The organism is Kitasatospora sp. NBC_01287 (assembly GCF_026340565.1).
GTDB lineage: Bacteria > Actinomycetota > Actinomycetes > Streptomycetales > Streptomycetaceae > Kitasatospora.
Genome location: NZ_JAPEPB010000001.1, coordinates 748,784 through 765,415 on the forward strand (window position 1 = coordinate 748,784; position 16,632 = coordinate 765,415).

Consider the following 16,632-nt stretch of genomic DNA (forward strand, 5'->3'; position numbering starts at 1 on the left):
GGCGTGCGGCCCGCCGGTGGGTCAGCGGGTCACCACGGCGGGCGGTAGCCGGTGGTCAGCCGGTCGCCGCTGTGCCGCCACTTGGGTTCCTTGTCCACCGTCTTCGTGGTGATCTCGCGCAGCTTGCGGATCACCGAGCCGTACGCCGAGCTGGCGTTGCTGGAGATGTGCGAGCCGGGCGGCGCGTCCATGAACGGCATGAACTTGTCCGGGAAGCCGGGCATCGTGCAGGCGATGCAGATGCCGCCGACGTTGGGGCAGCCGCCCACCCCGTTGATCCAGCCACGCTTGGCGACGTTGCACTTGACCACCGGGCCCCAGCAGCCGAGCCGCACCAGGCACTCGGGCCGGCCGTACTCGGTGGCGAACTGGCCCTGCTCGTAGTAGCCGCCGCGGTCGCAGCCCTCGTGCACGGTGGCGCCGAAGAGCCAGGTGGGGCGGAGCTTGTCGTCCAGCGGGATCATCGGCGCCGACCCGGCCAGCTGGTAGAGCAGGTAGGTGAGCGTCTCGGCGAAGTTGTCCGGCTGGATCGGGCAGCCCGGCACGCAGACGATCGGCAGGCCGGCCTTCGACTTCCACTCCCAGCCGAGGTAGTCGGGCACACCCATCGCGCCGGTCGGGTTGCCCGCCATCGCGTGGATGCCGCCGTAGGTGGCGCAGGTGCCGATCGCGACCACGGCCGTGGCCTTGGAGGCGAGCCGGTCCAGCCACTCACTGGTGGTGATGGGCTGACCGGTGGCCGGATCGTCGCCGAAGCCGCACCAGTAGCCCTCCTGCTTGATGGACTCGTTCGGGATCGAGCCTTCGACCACCAGGACGAAGGGCTCCAACTCGCCCCGGTCGGCCTTGAAGAACCACTCGATGAAGTTGTCCGCGCCCTGCACGGGCCCGCACTCGAAGTCGATCAGCGGCCAGTGCACCGCGATCTTCGGCAGGCCCGGCAGCGCGCCGGTGACGATCTCCTCGATGCTCGGCTGCATCGCGGCGGTCAGCGAGACGGAGTCGCCGTCGCAACTGAGCCCGGCGTTGATCCAGAGAATGTGGATCAGCGGCTGCTCGTCGCCGCCCTGGGATCCGCCGCGGCCTTCCTCGGTCGCGGTCGTTTCTGTAGCACCCATGAGGATGCCTCCTCAGTAAAGGGATGAGGCCGACAAATCGGACTCAGACCTCTTCATAGCAGCCCGGTGCGGTCGCGGGGTGGACGAAGGGCCGCGTCGGTACCCCGAACAGCGGCGCGGTGATACCGCCGATCGGGGGTCAGCGGGCGCCGGCGGGCATCGGGCCCGGGCGGCGGGCGCCGCGGGGCACGGGACGGCCGGGGCGTTGCGACGGGGCCCGGGTGCGCGCGGCGGAGGCGGCACGCCGTAGCCGGTACGGGCCGGGTCGGCGCGGGGGTGGCCGGGTACTCCTTCCCGGTGACGGCGGGCCGGAGCGGAGCGGCCCAGGGCCCGCACCAGGGCCGGGCACTGGGCCGGGCGCTGGGCACTGGGCCGAGCACTGGCCGGGCCCCGGGCCGGGCGCTCAGCGGAAGAGGTCGAGGTGCTCCACCAGGAAGGCCTCCAGGCCGCGCGGCGCCCGTCCGAGGAGCCGGGCCACCGCGTCGGTCGGCCGCTCGGGCCTGGCCACCGCGAGCCGCTGGATCTCCACCACGTGGTCGGCCAGCCAGCCGGGCAGCCGCCCCTGCTCGATCAGCTGGGCGCGCAGTTGCTCCGGCGCCAGCTCCAGGTGGCGCACCGGCCGCCCGAGCAGCCCGGTCAGCAGCTCGGCGAGCCGGCCGTGGCCCACCGCCTCGGCCCCGGTCAGCGTGTAGGTACCGCCGACCAGCTCGGGGCGGGCCAGCACGGCGGCGGCCACCTCGCCGATGTCCCGGCAGTCGATGTAGTTGCACGGGGCGTCCCCGAGCGCGGCGGCCACCACACCCCCGCGCGCCACCCCGGGCGCGAGCAACAGCAGGTTCTGCATGAACGCGTACGGGCGCAGCACGGTGGCCTGGACACCGGCGGTGCGCAGGTAGGCCTCCACGGTGTGGTGGCCGCGGGCGACGGCGACCGGCGAGTCCGGCTCGGCGGCCGGCGAGGAGATCTTGACGATGTGCTCGATGCCGCACTCCAACGCGGCCTCGATCACGCGCAGTTCGAACTCGACCTGGCGCGGGCCGTTCGCCATGGTCAGGAAGAGCTGGCTGCCGCCCGCGAAGGCGGCGAGCAGCGAGGCCGGGTCACCGGCGTCGGCCTCGCGGACCTCGACCAGCGCCGCCGCGGCCGGGTCGAGGCCGGCCCGCAGCCCCCGCGGCGCCCGACTCAGGGCGCGGCTCGGCAGGCCCAGGTCGGCCAGGGCGCGCAGCAGCGCGCCGCCGGTGGCCCCGGTGGCCCCCATCACGATGATCATCGGTTTCCCCTCACGGTGTCGGCGCCGGTCCGGCCGCGCCAGCGCCAGCTGATGATGGTGGCGGCGAGCGCCGCCGAGATCGGCAGGTCCAGCCGCAGCCGGTCGAGCCAGGAGGCGGTCGGCGACCAGTTCCATCCGGGCAGCCCGTGGCGGGCCGACCAGCCCAGGCCGAACGCCACGCCCAGCGCGAGCCCGGCCGCCAGCAGGCCCAGGGCGGGGGCGAGCACCGTCCGGGGCAGCGCGCTGGGCCACCGGCGGCGGGTGCCGGCCCGTCGCAGCCAGCCGCCGGTGACCAGGGCGACGAGGGCCGAGGTGCCCGCGATGGAGGTGCCGGCGGCCCAGGTCAGCTCCGCACTCCCCCGGGCCAGCCCGCCCGCCCCCGCGGACAGGGCCGGCGCCAGGTAGGCGACCACCACCTCCCGCCAGAGCGTGAACGGCGGCGGGCCGCCGGTTCTGCGGCGGTGGGTCCGCTGGTCTTCCTTGAACATGTGCCATCCCCTCGATAAATAATTAGGCAGCTAACTATGTGGGTATGAAAAGGACCCCGCCAGTGGCGGGGCAACCCGTTCGCCCGACTACTCGGCGGTCAGCGCGCCGACCCCCCGCACGATCCGGCCCAGCAGCTCCAGGAAGACGCCGCGCTCGGCCACGCTGAGCGCGCCGACCATCGCCTGCAGCCGCTCGAAGTGCTCCGGCGCCATCTCGCGCAGCCGCTCGGCCCCACGGGCCGTCAGCACCACGACGGTGCCGCGCCCGTCCTCCCGGGAGGAGCGCCGGGCCACCAGCCCCTCCCGCTCCAGCCCGTCCACCAGCCCGGTCACCGTGGCCCGGGAGACCCCGAGCCCGGCAGCCAGCCGCGAGGGCGACTTCTCGCCGCCGTGGTCCTCCAGATCGGCGAGCAGCCGGTAGCGCCCGGTGGAGAGCCCGAAGCGGCCGAAGTGCACCTCCGACGCCTGCCCGAGCCGGGCGCCGGCGGCCATCAGCCGCACCGCGACCAGCACGGCCTGCGGGTCGGTCGCCAGACCGTAGCGCTGGATCTGGCGCCGGGCCTGATCCAGCGTCGGCTGGGCGGCGGGGTCGTCCGTCTCCTGGCTCATGAAAGTAATATGGCAGCTAATCACTTGCCCGGTCAAGCGGTTCACGTGCTCGCCGGGAGCGCCGCCCAGATCTGCCCGGCCAGCGGCCCGGGGGCCAGCGCGCCGTCCACCACCAGGTCGGCCCGGTGCCGCGCGGGCTCGACGTGCCGCTCGTGGGCGTCGCGGCGGTGCGCCAGGTAGTTGCTCAGCAGCACCTCCAGCGGGAAGCCGTCGCGCAGCACCTTGCGCTCGATCTTGCGGGCCAGCCGCAGGTCGGCCGCCAGGTCCACGAAGACGTCCAGGCGGGCGCAGCGCGTGCGCGGGGCGACCCGCTCGGCGAAGAGCCCCTCCACCACGACCACCGCCGCCCCGGCCAGCGCGGCGTCCGTGTCGCGGGCCAGGAGCTGTCCGGTCGATCTTGTCGGATCAGCGCGCGGTGTTGGGCGCCCGGCTGGGCGTGCGCTCGAGTCGTCCTCGTACTGGACGTACTTGGATGATTCGGGCGTGCGTCCAGCCGGGATGCCCGGCGCCGCGCGCCCGGCAAGATCGGCCGGACAGCTCCTGGTCTGGCGGCGTCGATCGAGCGCGGATCGCCGACGTCCAGGCGCCAGGTGCCCGCCCGGTCCGGCGCCCACACCCCGCTCTCCCGACCGGTGGCGTAGTAGTCGTCGCCGTGCAGCACCCGCACCGTGCGCGCCCCGGCGGTGGCGGCGAGCTCCGTCGCCAGCGTGGTCTTGCCCGCGCCGGCCCCGCCGGTCAGTGTCAGCAGCATCCGCCCATGGTGCCGGATCCCCCCTGCCCGCAGGGCCGGTGCCCCGGATAGGGCAGCATGGGCCCATGTCTGCCACCTCCGTACTGACGCGTGCCGAGGCCGTCGAGCGCCACCGCCTGCTCAAGGTCCGCACCGCCGAGATCGACCTCGACCTCACCAAGGGTTCCGAGTTCTTCGGCTCCACCACGGTCATCCGCTTCTCCTGCGCCGAGGCGGGTGCGGCGACCTTCGTCGACGTCAAACCCGCCCGGCTGCACCGGGTGCTGCTGAACGGCATCGAGCTGGACGTCGCGGCGCTGGCCGCCGGGCGGTTCCCGCTCACCGGGCTGGCGGCGGAGAACGAGCTGACGGTCGAGGCGGACATGGCGTACTCGCACACCGGCGAGGGCATGCACCGCTACACCGACCCGGCCGACGGCGAGGACTACCTCTACACCCAGTCGTTCCTGGACGACGGCCCGCGGGTCTTCGCCTCCTTCGACCAGCCCGACCTCAAGGCGGTGCACACGCTGTCGGTCACCGCGCCGGCGCGGTGGACCGTGGTCTCCAACGGGATCGCCACCCGGGGCGAGGCGGGCCGCTGGACCTTCGCGCCCACCCCGCCGATCAGCAGCTACCTGGTCTCGCTGGTCGCCGGACCGCTGCACTCGGTGCTCACCGAGCACGACGGCATCCCGCTGGGCCTGCACTGCCGCCGCTCGCTGGCCGCCCACCTGGACGCGGACGCGGCGGAGCTGCTGGAGGTCACCCGGCAGGGCTTCGACCACTACCACCGGGTCTTCCGCCACCGCTACCCGTTCGACAGCTACGACCAGTGCTTCGTCCCCGAGTTCAACGCCGGCGCGATGGAGAACCCGGGCTGCGTGACGCTGCGCGACGAGTACGTCTTCCGCTCCGCCGTGGCCGACACCGAGCGCGAGGAGCGCGCCATCGTCGTCACGCACGAGATGGCGCACATGTGGTTCGGCGACCTGGTCACCATGAAGTGGTGGGACGACCTGTGGCTGAACGAGTCCTTCGCCGAGTACATGGCCTACACCGTCACCGCCGAGTCCACCCGCTTCACCGGTGCCTGGACCGGATTCGCCGCCGCCCGCAAGACCTGGGGCTACGACGCCGACCAGCGGCCCTCCACCCACCCGGTGGCCCCCACGGCGGTCGAGGACACCGCGCAGGCGCTGCAGAACTTCGACGGCATCTCCTACGCCAAGGGCGCCTCCGCGCTGCGCCAGCTGGTCGCCTGGCTCGGCGAGGAGCAGTTCCTGGCGGGCGTCAACGACTACTTCGAGCAGCACGCCTTCGGCAACGCCACGCTGGACGACCTGCTGCGCTCGCTGGCCGCCGCCAGTGGCCGGGACGTGCACGGCTGGGCCGAGCGCTGGCTGCGCACCACCGGCGTGGACACGCTGCGGATCGAGGGCGGACAGGTGCGGCACAGCGCCGGCGACGGGCGGCCGCGGCCGCACCAGGTGAGCGTCGGCCGCTACCTGCGCACCCCGGACGGCGCCTTGACGCTGGCCTCGCGCGAACCGCTGGAGCTGGCCGCGGCGCCCGCCGAGGTGAGCGTGCAGGACTCGGACCTGACCCTGCTGAACGACACCGACCTCAGCTTCGTCAAGGTCCGCCTGGACGAGCGGTCCTGGCAGACCGTGCGCGATTCGCTCGGCGCCGTGCCCGAGGAGCTGGCCCGGGCCGTGCTCTGGAGTTCGGCCCGCGACCAGGTCAGGGACGGCGAGTTGACGCCGGGCCAGTACCTGGAGCTGGTCGCCGCGCACCTGCCCGGGGAGTCCTCGGTCCACCTGGTCCAGGCGGTGCTGACCTTCGCCGGCGAGTTCGTGGTCGACCGCTGCCTCTCGCCCGCCCGGCGTCCGTGGGGGCTCGCCCTGCTGGCCGGCGTCCACCGCGCGCTGCTGAGCCGCACCGAGGGCTCGGCGGACGGCAGCGGCCTGCGCCTGCTGGCCGTGCGCGGCCTGCTCGCCACCGCGGCGACCGAGGCCGAGACGGCCGAGCTGCGGGACTGGCTGGCGGCCGGCACCGTGCCCGGCGGCCCGGCACTCGACCCGGACCTGCGCTGGCGACTGCTGCTGCGCCTGTGCGTGCTCGGCGCGGCGGACGAGCCGGAGATCGCCGCCGAGTTGGCCCGCGACCCGAGCGCCACCAGCGAGGAGGGCGCGGCCCGCTGCCGCGCGGCCCGACCGCGGCGCGACGCCAAGGAGGCGGCCTGGGCCGCGCTGTTCCACGGGGAGCTCTCCGCCTACCTGGCCAACGCCACCACCGAGGGCCTCTGGCAGCCCGAGCAGGCCGAACTGCTGGACGACCTGACGCTGCGCTACTTCGAGGACGTGGTGGCCACCACCGCCGCGCGCGGCCCGGCGATGGCCTCGGTGCTCACCAGGCACGGCTTCCCGTCCTTCGCGGCCACCGGGGCCACGGTGCGGGCGGCCGAGGCCTGCCTGGCGCGCGAGGACCTGATCCCGGCCACCCGGCGGGGCGTGCTGGACCAGCTCGACAACCTCCGGCGGGCGGCCAGGGCCCGTGCGGTGGACGGGAAATGACGAAAGGTCAGCCGGATCCGGTCGGATCGACCGGATCGACCGGATCCGGCTGACCCGGCGCGCCCGGCGGCGGGCTCAGCGCCCGTGTCTCAGGCGGAGGTGTTGGCGGAGGTGTTGATGGTGCTCCAGTCCTGCCCGCCGCGCCCGTCCGCGAGGGCGGCGGCGAAGAGCGCGCGGACGCTCGCCAGGACCGGGAGATCGATCCGGTCGGCCAGCAGCGCCGCGTAGTCCAGGTCCTTGGCGGCCCACTCGGCGGAGAAGTTGATCGGCTCGGGTGGGGTGACCAGGCTGTTCCAGGCCTGCTGGGTGATCGCCCCGCCCGGGCGGTCGATCAGCGCCGGGCCGACCTGGCGCGGGTCCAGGCCCGCCGCGGTGGCCAGCCGGAGTGCCTCGCCGAAGCCGGCCAGGTGGATCGCCTGCAACGTGTTGAGCACCAGCTTGAACCGGGTGCCCGCGCCCACCGGGCCGAAGTGCTTGACCTCCCGGGAGATCGCCTCCAGGACCGGGGCGATCAGCTCCACGGCCGCGGCGTCGCCACCGGTGAGCAGCACCAGGTTGCCGCTGGCGGCGCCGGCGCTGCCGCCGGTGAGCGGCATGTCGAGGAAGGTCCGCCCGAGCTCCGCGCAGGCGGCGGCCAGCTCCTCGACCCAGCCGACCGACAGGGTCGCCGAGGTGATCAGCACGGCCTCGGCGCGGGCGCCGGCCAGGATGCCGTCGGGGCCCAGCCAGACCTGGCGCGAGGAGCTGTCGTCGGCGGTCACCTCGAAGACCACCTCGGCCCGCTCCACCGCCCGGGCGGGTGTGGCCGCCGGTTCGGCACCGGCCTCCGCCAGCGCGCGAGCCCGTTCGGGGCTGCGGTTCCAGACCACCACCCGGTGGCCGTGCTTGAGCAGGTTCTCCACCATGCCCCGGCCCATGATGCCCAGGCCCACCACTGCGACGTCCGCCATCTCGACTCCCCTGCCGGTCAGTTCGTATCCACCGCGATCATCCATGATCGCACTCGAGCGGAACTCGACCGCGCCGCCCCCACCTCCGGCCCCGGCCCCGGCCCCGGCGGGCCACCGGAAAACCAGCCGACAGCGGAGCAGGCCGGATGGCAGGCTCGCCCCCATGCTGCTCTTGACCCCTCGCCTGCGACTGCGCCGCTTCGCCCCGGCCGATGCCCCCGCCCTCGCCGCCTACCGATCCGAACCCGCCATCGCGCGCTACCAGGGCTGGACCGCGCCGGTGCCCGCCGCCGAGGCCGACGCGCTGGTGCGGGACTTCGCCGCGGGCGACCCGGCGCGAGCCGGCTGGTGCCAGTACGCGCTGGAGCTCACCGCGAGCGGCGAGCTGGTCGGCGACCTGGGCGTGTGCCTGCACGAGAACCTGCGGCAGGCCGAGCTCGGCTTCACCCTCGCGCCCGAGCACCAGGGGCACGGCTACGCGACGGAGGCGGTCCGCGCGGTGCTGCGCGACCTGTTCGAGCGGCGCGGGCTGCACCGGGTCTCGGCGGAGTGCGACGCGCGCAACCACGACTCCGCCCGTCTGCTGGAGCGGGTGGGGTTCCAGCTGGAGGGGCGGCGTCCGGAGCACACCTGGCTCAAGGGCGAGTGGACCGATGACCTGCTCTTCGGCCTGCTCGCCGAGCGCTGGGCGCGCCTGGCGGCAGGTCAATGACCGACCGGAGGACAAGTTGTGAGTAACCATCCGTGTGCTTAACGTACGTTTTGCCCGCCTTTGGCGGGACGATCCGTCGGGCTGCCACCTCCTGCCTACCCGTCGGCGGCCCCGGCTCACCGCAGACAGGCAGGAGTGCGCAGAGCCCGGTGCCCCGGGGAGACCGCCGGGGGCACCGGGCGGCGGAGGCGTCTGGGAGCTGCCCGTGCTTACTCGCAACTCACCCTCGCGCACCGGCATGCTCGCCGGTGCCCTGGCCGTCCTGGTGGCCGTGACCGCCGGCCCGGCCCACGCCCGGGACCGGGCGACAGCCCAGGTGACGCAGGACCGGCTCACCCCCACCACCGCCGTCGCCGACACCCCGGTGACCGCCCAGCTGACGGTCCATTCGAGCGCCTGCTTCACCGCCAAGGCCCTCGGGGTCGGCGTGCGCGACGCCAAGGGCGACAACCTCGACTTCCCCGGGAACCTGGGCAGCACCCAGATCTGCCCCACCGGGGTCAGCCTGACCACCGGCGCCCGTAGCTTCCCGGCCGGCACCTACCGGATCTTCGGCTTCTACCAGGACCAGGCCGGCGCCTGGAAGAACCTGCCCGAGCAGCAGCTCGTCGTCGGCGCCCGGGTCCCGATCGTCACCCAGGAGCAGCTCGGCCCGACCAGCGCGAGCGCCGACAGCCCGGTGACCGCCCAGCTGACGGTCCGTTCGAACTTCTGCTTCACCGTCCAGGCGCTCGGCATCGCGGTGCGTGACGCCCAGGACAACAACCTCGACTTCCCCGGTGGCCTCGGCAGCACCCAGATCTGCCCCACCGGCCTGACCCTGACCACCGGCGCCCGCAGCTTCCCGGCCGGCACCTACCGGATCTTCGGCTTCTACCAGGACCAGGCCGGCGCCTGGAAGAACCTCCCCGAGCAGCAGCTCACCGTCGGCGCGGCCAAGCCGCCCGGCCCGGTCTCGCCGGTCCCCGGCACCAGCCTGGTCTGGTCGGACGAGTTCGACGGCTCGCTCTCCAGCGCCAAGTGGAACCGCGTCAACAGCAGCGCGTACCGGTACGGCACCCACAACCCGCAGGACGACAAGCTCGACCGGATCGACCCGAACGGCGTCAAGGTGGCGGGCGGTGTCGCCACCTTCACCGCCAGGCCCAGCACCTTCGCGCTGCCCGGCGGCGGCCGGGCCGCCTGGGACACCGGGCTGCTCACCACGGAGAACTCCGGCGAGCGGTTCATGGTCAAGACCGGCGACTACGCCGAGACCCGGGTCAAGTTGCCTTCGGGCCTCGGCGCCTGGCCGGCCCTGTGGACCTGGCGCGACGGCGGCAACGAGGTGGACTCCTTCGAGTACCACCCCGACAACCCGAACCTGCTGGAGCTGACCAACCACACCAGGCCGGCCCAGAAGTACTGGGAGAACAGGGACGCGGTGAAGCCCGACCAGTGGGTCACCATCGGCACCCGCTACGGCGCGAACTCGGTGGGGTGGTACATCAACGGCGTGAACGTCTTCGAGGACGGCAAGGGGGTCGGCGCGAACTGGTCGGCCTACCTGATCCTCAACCTGTCGATCTGCTCCGGCGACTACCACCCGGACCCGGTCGGCACCAAGCCGGTCACCTTCGACGCGGACTACGTGCGGGTCTTCCGGTAGCGGACCGCGCGGTGCACGCCCGAGCCCGCCGGCCCGTCAGCTCGACAGCTGACGGGCCGGCGGGCTCTCCGCTGGGCGCTCAGCCCGGCGCTCAGCCCGGCGCTCAGCCGTCGATCTGGATCTGGAACCCGTCCGTGTGGCCGCTCTGGTCCTGGTCGGCGGGGCTGCTGACACTCACCTGGCCACCGGTCAGCACGCCGGAGGCGTCCGGGGAGATCTGCAGCGGCACCCGGGCGCTGGCCGTCTGCTCCGTCGGCAGGCCGGCCCGGAAGGTGCAGCTGACCGTGCGGCCGTCCGGCGCCGGCTCGCAGCTCTTCGGGAAGTAGGAGCCCGGCGGGACGGAGTCCTTCGGCGGCGCGCTCGCGCCGTCCGGCAGGCTGACGGTGAGGGTGAACTCGCCCGCGGCGCCGGGGCCGCCGTTGGCCACGGTCGGGTGGAGCACGGTCTGGCCACCGGCCGGCACCGGGTCGGGGTCCTCCTGCACCACCGTCAGATGGCCAGTTTCGGCCCGGATCACGGTCGGCGCGGCGCCCAGCAGCGCGGCGACCGCGCAGCAGGTCCCCACCGTCATCACCATTCTGCGCAGCATTCGGTCACACCCTCACAGCAGTGGCAGGCTCTCGGACACCGCCACGCTAGGGCCGGCGCACCGGGACCGGGCGGCGCAACGCCAGGCGGCAGCCCCGTTCGGCGCACCCGGGGCGGTCCCGAACGGGGCTGTCGACGCGTCACCGAGGCGTCACCGAGGCCGGGGGCTGTCCACTGCGGCCCACCGCGGGCGCCGAGCCGCCCGCCGCCGGGATCGCCTATCGTCGTCTCCTGACAGGCGCTGTCCGCGGGCGAGGGGGATGGACGAATGGACCAGACGGCGGGCGAGCCCACGTCGTTCTACCGGGACCTGGGCGAGGGGCGGTTCGAGAGCACCGGCTTCACCGCGGGGCCGTGGAGCCCGAAGGCGCAGCACGCCGGGCCGCCGTCCGCGCTGCTGGGCCGGGCGATGGAGCGGCACCAGGCGCGCGAGGGGTTCCGGATCGCCCGGGTGACGCTGGAGATTCCGCGACCGGTGCCGGTCGACGAGCTGGCGGTCGCGGTGCGCACCGTCCGGGCGGGCGCGCGCACCGAGCTGATCGAGGGCGAGATCACGGCGCGCGGCCAGGTCGTGATGCTGGCCCGGGCCTGGCGGGTGACGGCGAGCCCGGCGGACACGCCGGCCCTGCGCCCCGAACCGGCCGCGCCGCCGCTGCCCGCTCCGCAGCCGCCGCACACGCTGCGCGGCGCCTACCTGGACGGCTACATCGCGGCGATGGAGTGGCGCTGGCCGGCGGGCGGGGGCTTCGACCGACCAGGCCCCGGCGCGGCCTGGGCCCGCCAGCGGGTGCCGCTGGTGGCGGGCGAGCGGGACACCCCGCTGATCCGGGCGCTGACGCTGGCGGACAGCAACTGGGCGGTGGCCTTCGAGCTCGACCACGTCGGCCGACAGGTCATCAACACCGATGTCACGCTGGCCCTGCACCGCGACCCGGTGGGCGAGTGGCTCTGCCTGAGCGCGGCCACCACCGCCAGCCCGGCCGGCTCGGGCCTGGCGCTCGGGCGGCTGGAGGACCAGCTGGGCGACTGCGGCCGGGTGCTGCAGACGCTCTTCATCGCGGAGTGCTGAGCGGCGCCTGCAAAGGATCGCAAAAAGTTGTAAGAAACTTGCGCTCACTGTCGTAGGATCACCCGTATGACACGACGACTTGCGCAGGTGGCCAAGAAGGTCGGGGTGAGCGAGGCCACCGTGAGCCGGGTGCTGAACGAGAAGCCCGGCGTCTCGGAGGCGACCCGGGCCGCGGTGCTCACCGCGCTCGATGTGCTCGGCTACGAGCGGCCCTCGCAGTTGCGCGGCGAACGGGCCCGGCTGGTCGGCCTGGTACTGCCGGAGCTGCAGAACCCGATCTTCCCCGCCTTCGCCGAGGTGGTCGGCGGCGCCCTGGCCGGCCAGGGCTACACCCCGGTGCTCTGCACCCAGACGGCCGGCGGCGTCTCCGAGGCGGACTACGTGGACCTGCTGCTGGAGCAGCAGGTGTCCGGGGTGATCTTCTTCGGCGGCTGCTACGCCCAGGGCGACGCCCCGCACGAGCACTACGAGCGGCTCGCCGAGCGCAACCTGCCGACCGTGCTGCTCAACGCGGCCATCGACAACCTGGACTTCCCCCGGGTCTCCTGCGACGACGCGGTCGCCGTGGAGCAGGCGATGGGCCATCTGCGCCAGCTCGGGCACACCCGGATCGGCCTGGTGCTCGGCCCGCCCGACCACGTCCCCTCGCAGCGCAAGCTCGCCGCCGGGCGGGCCGCCGCCGCGCAGGCGGGGCTGGAGCTCGGCGACGAGCTGGTGGAGCGGGCGCTCTTCTCGCTGGAGGGCGGGCAGGCCGCCACCACCAGGCTGCTGCGCCAGGGGGTGACGGCGGTGATCTGCGCGAGCGACCCGCTGGCACTGGGGGCGGTGCGCGCGGTGCGGCGGTTCGGGCTCTCGGTGCCGACCGATGTCTCGGTCGTCGGCTATGACGACTCCTCCTTCATGACCTGCACCGATCCGCCGCTGACCACGGTGCGCCAGCCGATCGAGGCGATGGGGCGGGCCGTGGTCGAGCTGCTCACCGGAGCCATCGGCGGGGTCCGGGTCACCCATGACGAGCTGCTCTTCGAGCCGGAGCTGGTGGTGCGCGGCTCGACCGCGCCGGCCCCCGCGGGGGGCCGCGGCTGAGCCGACGAGGGGCCTGCGCGAGGCGGGCCGGGCGGCGGGAGAGATGGACGAGCGGGCGGGCACCGACGGTGCCCGCCCGCTCGCGTTGCCGCGGACAGCGCGGGCGGCGCGGCCAGCGCGGGCAGTACGGGCGGCGCGGCCAGCGCGGACAGTACGGGCGGCGCGGGCGGCGCGGCCAGCGCGGACAGTACGGGCGGCGCGGGCGGCGCGGACAGCGCGGACAGCGCGGACACGACAGGATGCTGTCGATTTTTTGCATTCTTTCGTCGACATCTTGTGGCCAACCGTTTCGGGCTGGTTAAGTGTGCTCACCGCCGAAGGCGTACGCGCCCGGCACGGCGGCTCCCACCACTTCGTACCCGGGCTCCTCCATGCCCGCGTGCCCCGCGGAAGGGTCACCCATGAAGAGCAAGCAGCTCCTGCGCAGATCCGTCACCCTCGCGGCCGTCACCGGCCTGGCCGTCTCGCTCGCCGCCTGCGGCAGTTCGGGTGGCGGCGGCTCGGCCGGCTCCGGCGGGAGCGGGTCGAGCGGTGACGCGGCGGCCCCCCTCGACCCGGCCGCCAAGGTGACGATCAGCATCGACTGCGAGCCGCCGGTGACCAAGACCGCCGAGCGCAAGGAGTGGGGCGAGGACATCGCGGCCTTCCACCAGCTCTACCCGAACGTGACGGTCGACGCCAAGGACGCCTCACCCTGCGAGGACCCGGCCACCTTCACCGCCCAGCTGGCGGGCAAGAGCCAACCCGACGTCTTCTACAGCTACTTCACCGACCTCAACCAGGTGCTCGACGCCGGCCAGGCCGCCGACATCTCCGCCTACGTCAACGACAGGACGGTCCCGGCGCTGAAGGACATCGACCCTTCGGTGCTGGCCACCCTCAAGTCCGACGGCAAGCTCTACGGCCTGCCGACCAGCAACTACAAGATGGGGCTGCTCTACAACCGGCAGCTCTTCGCCCAGGCGGGGCTCGACCCCGACCAACCGCCCACCAGTTGGGACGAGGTCGAGGCCGACGCCAAGAAGATCGCGGCACTCGGCAACGGCATCAGCGGCTACGGCGACTACAGCGCGACCAACCAGGGCGGCTGGCACTTCACCGCCGAACTCTACGGCCTGGGCGGCTCGATGCTCACCGCCGACGGCAGCAAGGCGGCCTTCGACACCGACCAGGGCAAGCAGGTCCTGCAGCACCTGCACGACATGCGCTGGAACGACCAGAGCATGAGCGCCACCGAGGGCCTCAAATGGCCCGACCTGATGACCCAGATGGCTGCCGGGAAGCTCGGCATGTACATCGGCGCCCCCGATGACATCACCTACATGGTGCAGACCCTCAAGGGCGACTACTCCGCCTACGGCATGGGCCCGATGCCCGGCCTGCAGGGCGCACTGCTCGGCGGCAACGACTACCTCTTCAAGAAGGGCGACACCCCCGACCAGATCAAGGCCGGGATCGCCTGGATCGACTTCAAGTACCTCACCATCGGCAAGGGGCAGTTCGACTACGCCCGCAGCAAGGGCGACGGGCTGCCGGTGGGTCTGCCCGAGCCGTTCTTCTTCGGCGGCGCGAGCCTGGCCGCCGACAACCAGGCCAAGGCCGCCAGCGCCACCGTCCCGGTCGCCAACTACGCCCCCTACCTGACGACTTCGGTGCCCGGCAAGACCGAGCCGGCGAACGCCCAGCAGATCTACAAGGTGCTCGACAACGCCGTCTCCGCCGTCCTCACCGACCGCGACGCGAACATCGACAAGCTGCTCTCCGACGCGGCGAGCCAGGTCGACCAGGTCATCGCCAACAACCAGTAGCCCAGGCCGGCCGCACCCGCCAGGGCCGCCCGCCGGGCCGGCCCGCCCCCAGCAGATCCGGAGTCACCATGGCAGCGATCACCGCCTCCCGCGCCCGCGGCCGCCCGCGCACCGCCGCCCGGTCGCGCCGAGGGCTGAAGCTGCGTCAGAACCTGACCGCGCACGCCTTCCTGTTCGGCGCCCTGGTCAGCTTCGGCCTCTTCACCTGGTACCCGATGGTGCGCGAGGTGGTGATGAGCTTCCAGCGCACCAAGCGCGGCCGGACCAGCTGGGTGGGCCTGGACAACCTGCGGCGGATCGTCCACGACCCGGCCTTCTGGCACGCCTGGGGCAACACCCTGCGGTTCACCCTGCTCGCCCTGGTGCTGGGCTTCGCACTGCCGTTCCTGATCGCCGTGCTGCTGAACGAACTTCGCCACGCCAGGGCCTACCTGCGGGTCCTGGTCTACCTGCCGGTGATGCTGCCGCCGGTGGCGGGCGTGCTGCTCTTCAAGTACTGCTACGACCCGAACTACGGCCTCTTCGACCACCTGCTGCGCGCCCTGCACCTGCCGACCTCGGCCTGGCTCAACTCCCCCGGCAGCGCGATGCTCTCGGTGGTGATCGCGGCCACCTGGATGAACATGGGCGGCGCCACGCTGATCTACCTGGCCGCGCTGCAGGGCATCCCCGGCGAGCTGTACGAGGCCGCCGAGTTGGACGGCGCGGGGCTGCTGCGCAAGGTCTGGCACGTCACCATCCCGCAGACCCGGCTGATCCTCTCGCTGCTGCTACTCCTGCAACTCGTCGCCACCATGCAGGTCTTCGTCGAGCCCTATCTGCTGACCGGCGGCGACGGGCCGCAGGACTCGACGCTCACCGTGGTCAACCTCGTCTACCAGTACGCCTTCAACTTCGGCAACTACGGGAGCGCGGCCGCGCTCGGCCTGGTGATGCTGCTGGTGCTGGCCGGCTTCTCGGCCCTCTACGTGCGCCTCAGCCGCGCCGAGGACTGACGCCCGCCTCCCAGCTTCTGCCCCCTACCCCACCCCCTGCCCCGCCCCCTGCCCCGCCCCCGCCTCGCCCCCTGGAGCCGGCCATGGCCGCCGCGGAACCGCAGCCCCGCACCCTGATCTCCGCCACCCAGCTCAACCGCCCGATGGGCAGGCTCGTCTACTGGACGGTCCTGGTCCTGGTGGTGGGCGGCTTCACCCTGGTCTTCCTCGGCCCGCTCTACTGGCTGGTGACCGGCGGGCTGAAGTCCACCGCCGAGGTGATCCAGAACCCGCCCACCCTCATTCCCGCCCACCCGCGGCCCAGCACCTACAGCGAAGCCTGGAGCAAGCTGGGCCTGGGCCGGCTGCTCTTCAACACGCTCTACTACGCGTTCGGCGCGCTCCTCCTCCAACTCGTCTTCGACGTGGCGGCCGCCTACGCCCTCTCCAAGCTGCGGCCGGTGCTCGGCAACCTGATCCTGGGCATGATGCTGGCCACCCTGATGATCCCCTCGGCCGTGCTGATCGTGCCGCAGTACCTGACCGTGCTCGACCTGCCGGTGCTGCACCTGAACCTGATCAACACGCCCTGGGCGATCTGGCTGCCGACCGTGGCCAACGCCTTCAACATCTTCCTGCTGAAGCGCTTCTTCGACTCGATCCCCGAGGAGTTGCTGGCCGCCGCCGCGATCGACGGGGCGGGACCGCTGCGCACGCTCCGCTCGATCGTGCTGCCGATGTCCCGGCCGATCCTCGGCGTGGTCGCGATCTTCGCCGTGGTCAACGTCTGGAAGGACTTCCTCTGGCCGATGCTGGTGGAACCCGACCCGCGGCACCAGCCGCTGAACATCGGCATCAACTCGCTTGCCACCGGGGTGCCGCAGAACGTGGTGATCGCGGCCCTGGCGATCGCCTCGGCCCCCACCATCGTCTTCTTCCTGATCTTCCAGCGCTCGATCATGTCGGGTCTGACCTCCGGCGGCCTGAAAGGTTGAGACGGGCAGAA

The 16,632-nt window shown here is 73.0% G+C and carries 15 protein-coding genes; 8 read left to right on the top strand and 7 right to left on the bottom strand.

Annotated elements, in window-relative coordinates:
* Positions 1-29 precede the first annotated feature (29 nt).
* The 5 genes from OG455_RS02865 to OG455_RS02885 form a co-directional block, all read right to left on the bottom strand.
* Positions 30-1,118 (bottom strand): hydrogenase expression protein HypE, encoded by a 1,089-nt coding sequence (locus OG455_RS02865; protein ID WP_266289807.1) that lies wholly within the window; start codon positions 1,116-1,118, stop codon positions 30-32.
* A gap of 403 nt (positions 1,119-1,521) precedes the next feature.
* The gene (locus OG455_RS02870; protein WP_266289809.1) at positions 1,522-2,388 is read right to left on the bottom strand and encodes an NmrA family NAD(P)-binding protein; all 867 of its coding nucleotides are present in this window, start codon (positions 2,386-2,388) and stop codon (positions 1,522-1,524) included.
* Positions 2,385-2,876: a hypothetical protein gene (locus OG455_RS02875; protein ID WP_266289811.1), complete on the bottom strand. Its 492-nt coding sequence runs from the start codon at positions 2,874-2,876 to the stop codon at positions 2,385-2,387. Before OG455_RS02875 ends, OG455_RS02870 begins: the two co-directional genes overlap by 4 nt.
* An 87-nt stretch (positions 2,877-2,963) precedes the next feature.
* Complete coding sequence (locus OG455_RS02880) at positions 2,964-3,485, bottom strand: MarR family winged helix-turn-helix transcriptional regulator (protein ID WP_266289813.1); 522 nt, start codon at positions 3,483-3,485, stop codon at positions 2,964-2,966.
* A gap of 41 nt (positions 3,486-3,526) precedes the next feature.
* Entirely contained in the window at positions 3,527-4,303 is a 777-nt protein-coding gene (locus OG455_RS02885; RefSeq protein ID WP_266289815.1) for a hypothetical protein, read from the bottom strand.
* On the opposite strand from OG455_RS02885, the gene pepN reads away from it, so the two are divergent.
* Complete coding sequence (gene pepN / locus OG455_RS02890) at positions 4,302-6,791, top strand: aminopeptidase N (RefSeq protein WP_266289817.1); 2,490 nt, start codon at positions 4,302-4,304, stop codon at positions 6,789-6,791. The genes OG455_RS02885 and pepN overlap by 2 nt on opposite strands.
* An 89-nt stretch (positions 6,792-6,880) precedes the next feature.
* Here the strand turns inward: pepN and OG455_RS02895 are convergent, their stop codons facing one another.
* Entirely contained in the window at positions 6,881-7,741 is an 861-nt protein-coding gene (locus OG455_RS02895; protein WP_266289819.1) for an NAD(P)-dependent oxidoreductase, read from the bottom strand.
* Positions 7,742-7,904: 163 nt separating this feature from the next.
* On the opposite strand from OG455_RS02895, the gene OG455_RS02900 reads away from it, so the two are divergent.
* Both OG455_RS02900 and OG455_RS02905 read left to right on the top strand, forming a co-directional pair.
* Positions 7,905-8,453: a GNAT family N-acetyltransferase gene (locus tag OG455_RS02900; protein WP_266289821.1), complete on the top strand. Its 549-nt coding sequence runs from the start codon at positions 7,905-7,907 to the stop codon at positions 8,451-8,453.
* Between the two features lie 205 nt (positions 8,454-8,658).
* A complete protein-coding gene (locus OG455_RS02905) occupies positions 8,659-10,101 on the top strand; it encodes a hypothetical protein (RefSeq protein ID WP_266289823.1) in 1,443 nt (480 codons plus the stop codon).
* Positions 10,102-10,204: 103 nt separating this feature from the next.
* Here OG455_RS02905 and OG455_RS02910 read toward each other — a convergent pair whose 3' ends face one another.
* Entirely contained in the window at positions 10,205-10,690 is a 486-nt protein-coding gene (locus OG455_RS02910) for a hypothetical protein (RefSeq protein ID WP_266289825.1), read from the bottom strand.
* A gap of 267 nt (positions 10,691-10,957) precedes the next feature.
* Between OG455_RS02910 and OG455_RS02915 the strand changes: the two genes are divergently transcribed.
* The 5 genes from OG455_RS02915 (at position 10,958) to OG455_RS02935 (ending at position 16,621) form a co-directional block, all read left to right on the top strand.
* Positions 10,958-11,758 (top strand): thioesterase family protein, encoded by an 801-nt coding sequence (locus OG455_RS02915; RefSeq protein ID WP_266289827.1) that lies wholly within the window; start codon positions 10,958-10,960, stop codon positions 11,756-11,758.
* 66 nt (positions 11,759-11,824) lie between these two features.
* A complete protein-coding gene (locus tag OG455_RS02920) occupies positions 11,825-12,844 on the top strand; it encodes a LacI family DNA-binding transcriptional regulator (protein WP_266289829.1) in 1,020 nt (339 codons plus the stop codon).
* Between the two features lie 401 nt (positions 12,845-13,245).
* On the top strand, positions 13,246-14,652 hold the full coding sequence (locus tag OG455_RS02925; RefSeq protein ID WP_266289831.1) for an extracellular solute-binding protein: 1,407 nt from the start codon (positions 13,246-13,248) through the stop codon (positions 14,650-14,652).
* A gap of 68 nt (positions 14,653-14,720) precedes the next feature.
* Positions 14,721-15,647, top strand: a complete 927-nt coding sequence (locus OG455_RS02930) for a carbohydrate ABC transporter permease (RefSeq protein ID WP_266289833.1) — start codon at positions 14,721-14,723, stop codon at positions 15,645-15,647.
* An 83-nt stretch (positions 15,648-15,730) separates the two neighbouring features.
* A complete protein-coding gene (locus OG455_RS02935) occupies positions 15,731-16,621 on the top strand; it encodes a carbohydrate ABC transporter permease (RefSeq protein ID WP_266289835.1) in 891 nt (296 codons plus the stop codon).
* Positions 16,622-16,632: the final 11 nt, after the last annotated feature.

Excerpts from the sequence above, each read along its gene's own strand:
- OG455_RS02865 (WP_266289807.1), bottom strand. The coding sequence starts at position 1,118 with ATGGGTGCTACAGAAACGACCGCGACCGAGGAAGGCCGCGGCGGATCC.
- OG455_RS02870 (WP_266289809.1), bottom strand. The coding sequence starts at position 2,388 with ATGATCATCGTGATGGGGGCCACCGGGGCCACCGGCGGCGCGCTGCTG.
- OG455_RS02875 (WP_266289811.1), bottom strand. The coding sequence starts at position 2,876 with ATGTTCAAGGAAGACCAGCGGACCCACCGCCGCAGAACCGGCGGCCCG.
- OG455_RS02880 (WP_266289813.1), bottom strand. The coding sequence starts at position 3,485 with ATGAGCCAGGAGACGGACGACCCCGCCGCCCAGCCGACGCTGGATCAG.
- pepN (WP_266289817.1), top strand. The coding sequence starts at position 4,302 with ATGTCTGCCACCTCCGTACTGACGCGTGCCGAGGCCGTCGAGCGCCAC.
- OG455_RS02885 (WP_266289815.1), bottom strand. The coding sequence starts at position 4,303 with ATGGGCCCATGCTGCCCTATCCGGGGCACCGGCCCTGCGGGCAGGGGG.
- OG455_RS02895 (WP_266289819.1), bottom strand. The coding sequence starts at position 7,741 with ATGGCGGACGTCGCAGTGGTGGGCCTGGGCATCATGGGCCGGGGCATG.
- OG455_RS02900 (WP_266289821.1), top strand. The coding sequence starts at position 7,905 with ATGCTGCTCTTGACCCCTCGCCTGCGACTGCGCCGCTTCGCCCCGGCC.
- OG455_RS02910 (WP_266289825.1), bottom strand. The coding sequence starts at position 10,690 with ATGCTGCGCAGAATGGTGATGACGGTGGGGACCTGCTGCGCGGTCGCC.
- OG455_RS02915 (WP_266289827.1), top strand. The coding sequence starts at position 10,958 with ATGGACCAGACGGCGGGCGAGCCCACGTCGTTCTACCGGGACCTGGGC.
- OG455_RS02920 (WP_266289829.1), top strand. The coding sequence starts at position 11,825 with ATGACACGACGACTTGCGCAGGTGGCCAAGAAGGTCGGGGTGAGCGAG.
- OG455_RS02925 (WP_266289831.1), top strand. The coding sequence starts at position 13,246 with ATGAAGAGCAAGCAGCTCCTGCGCAGATCCGTCACCCTCGCGGCCGTC.
- OG455_RS02930 (WP_266289833.1), top strand. The coding sequence starts at position 14,721 with ATGGCAGCGATCACCGCCTCCCGCGCCCGCGGCCGCCCGCGCACCGCC.
- OG455_RS02935 (WP_266289835.1), top strand. The coding sequence starts at position 15,731 with ATGGCCGCCGCGGAACCGCAGCCCCGCACCCTGATCTCCGCCACCCAG.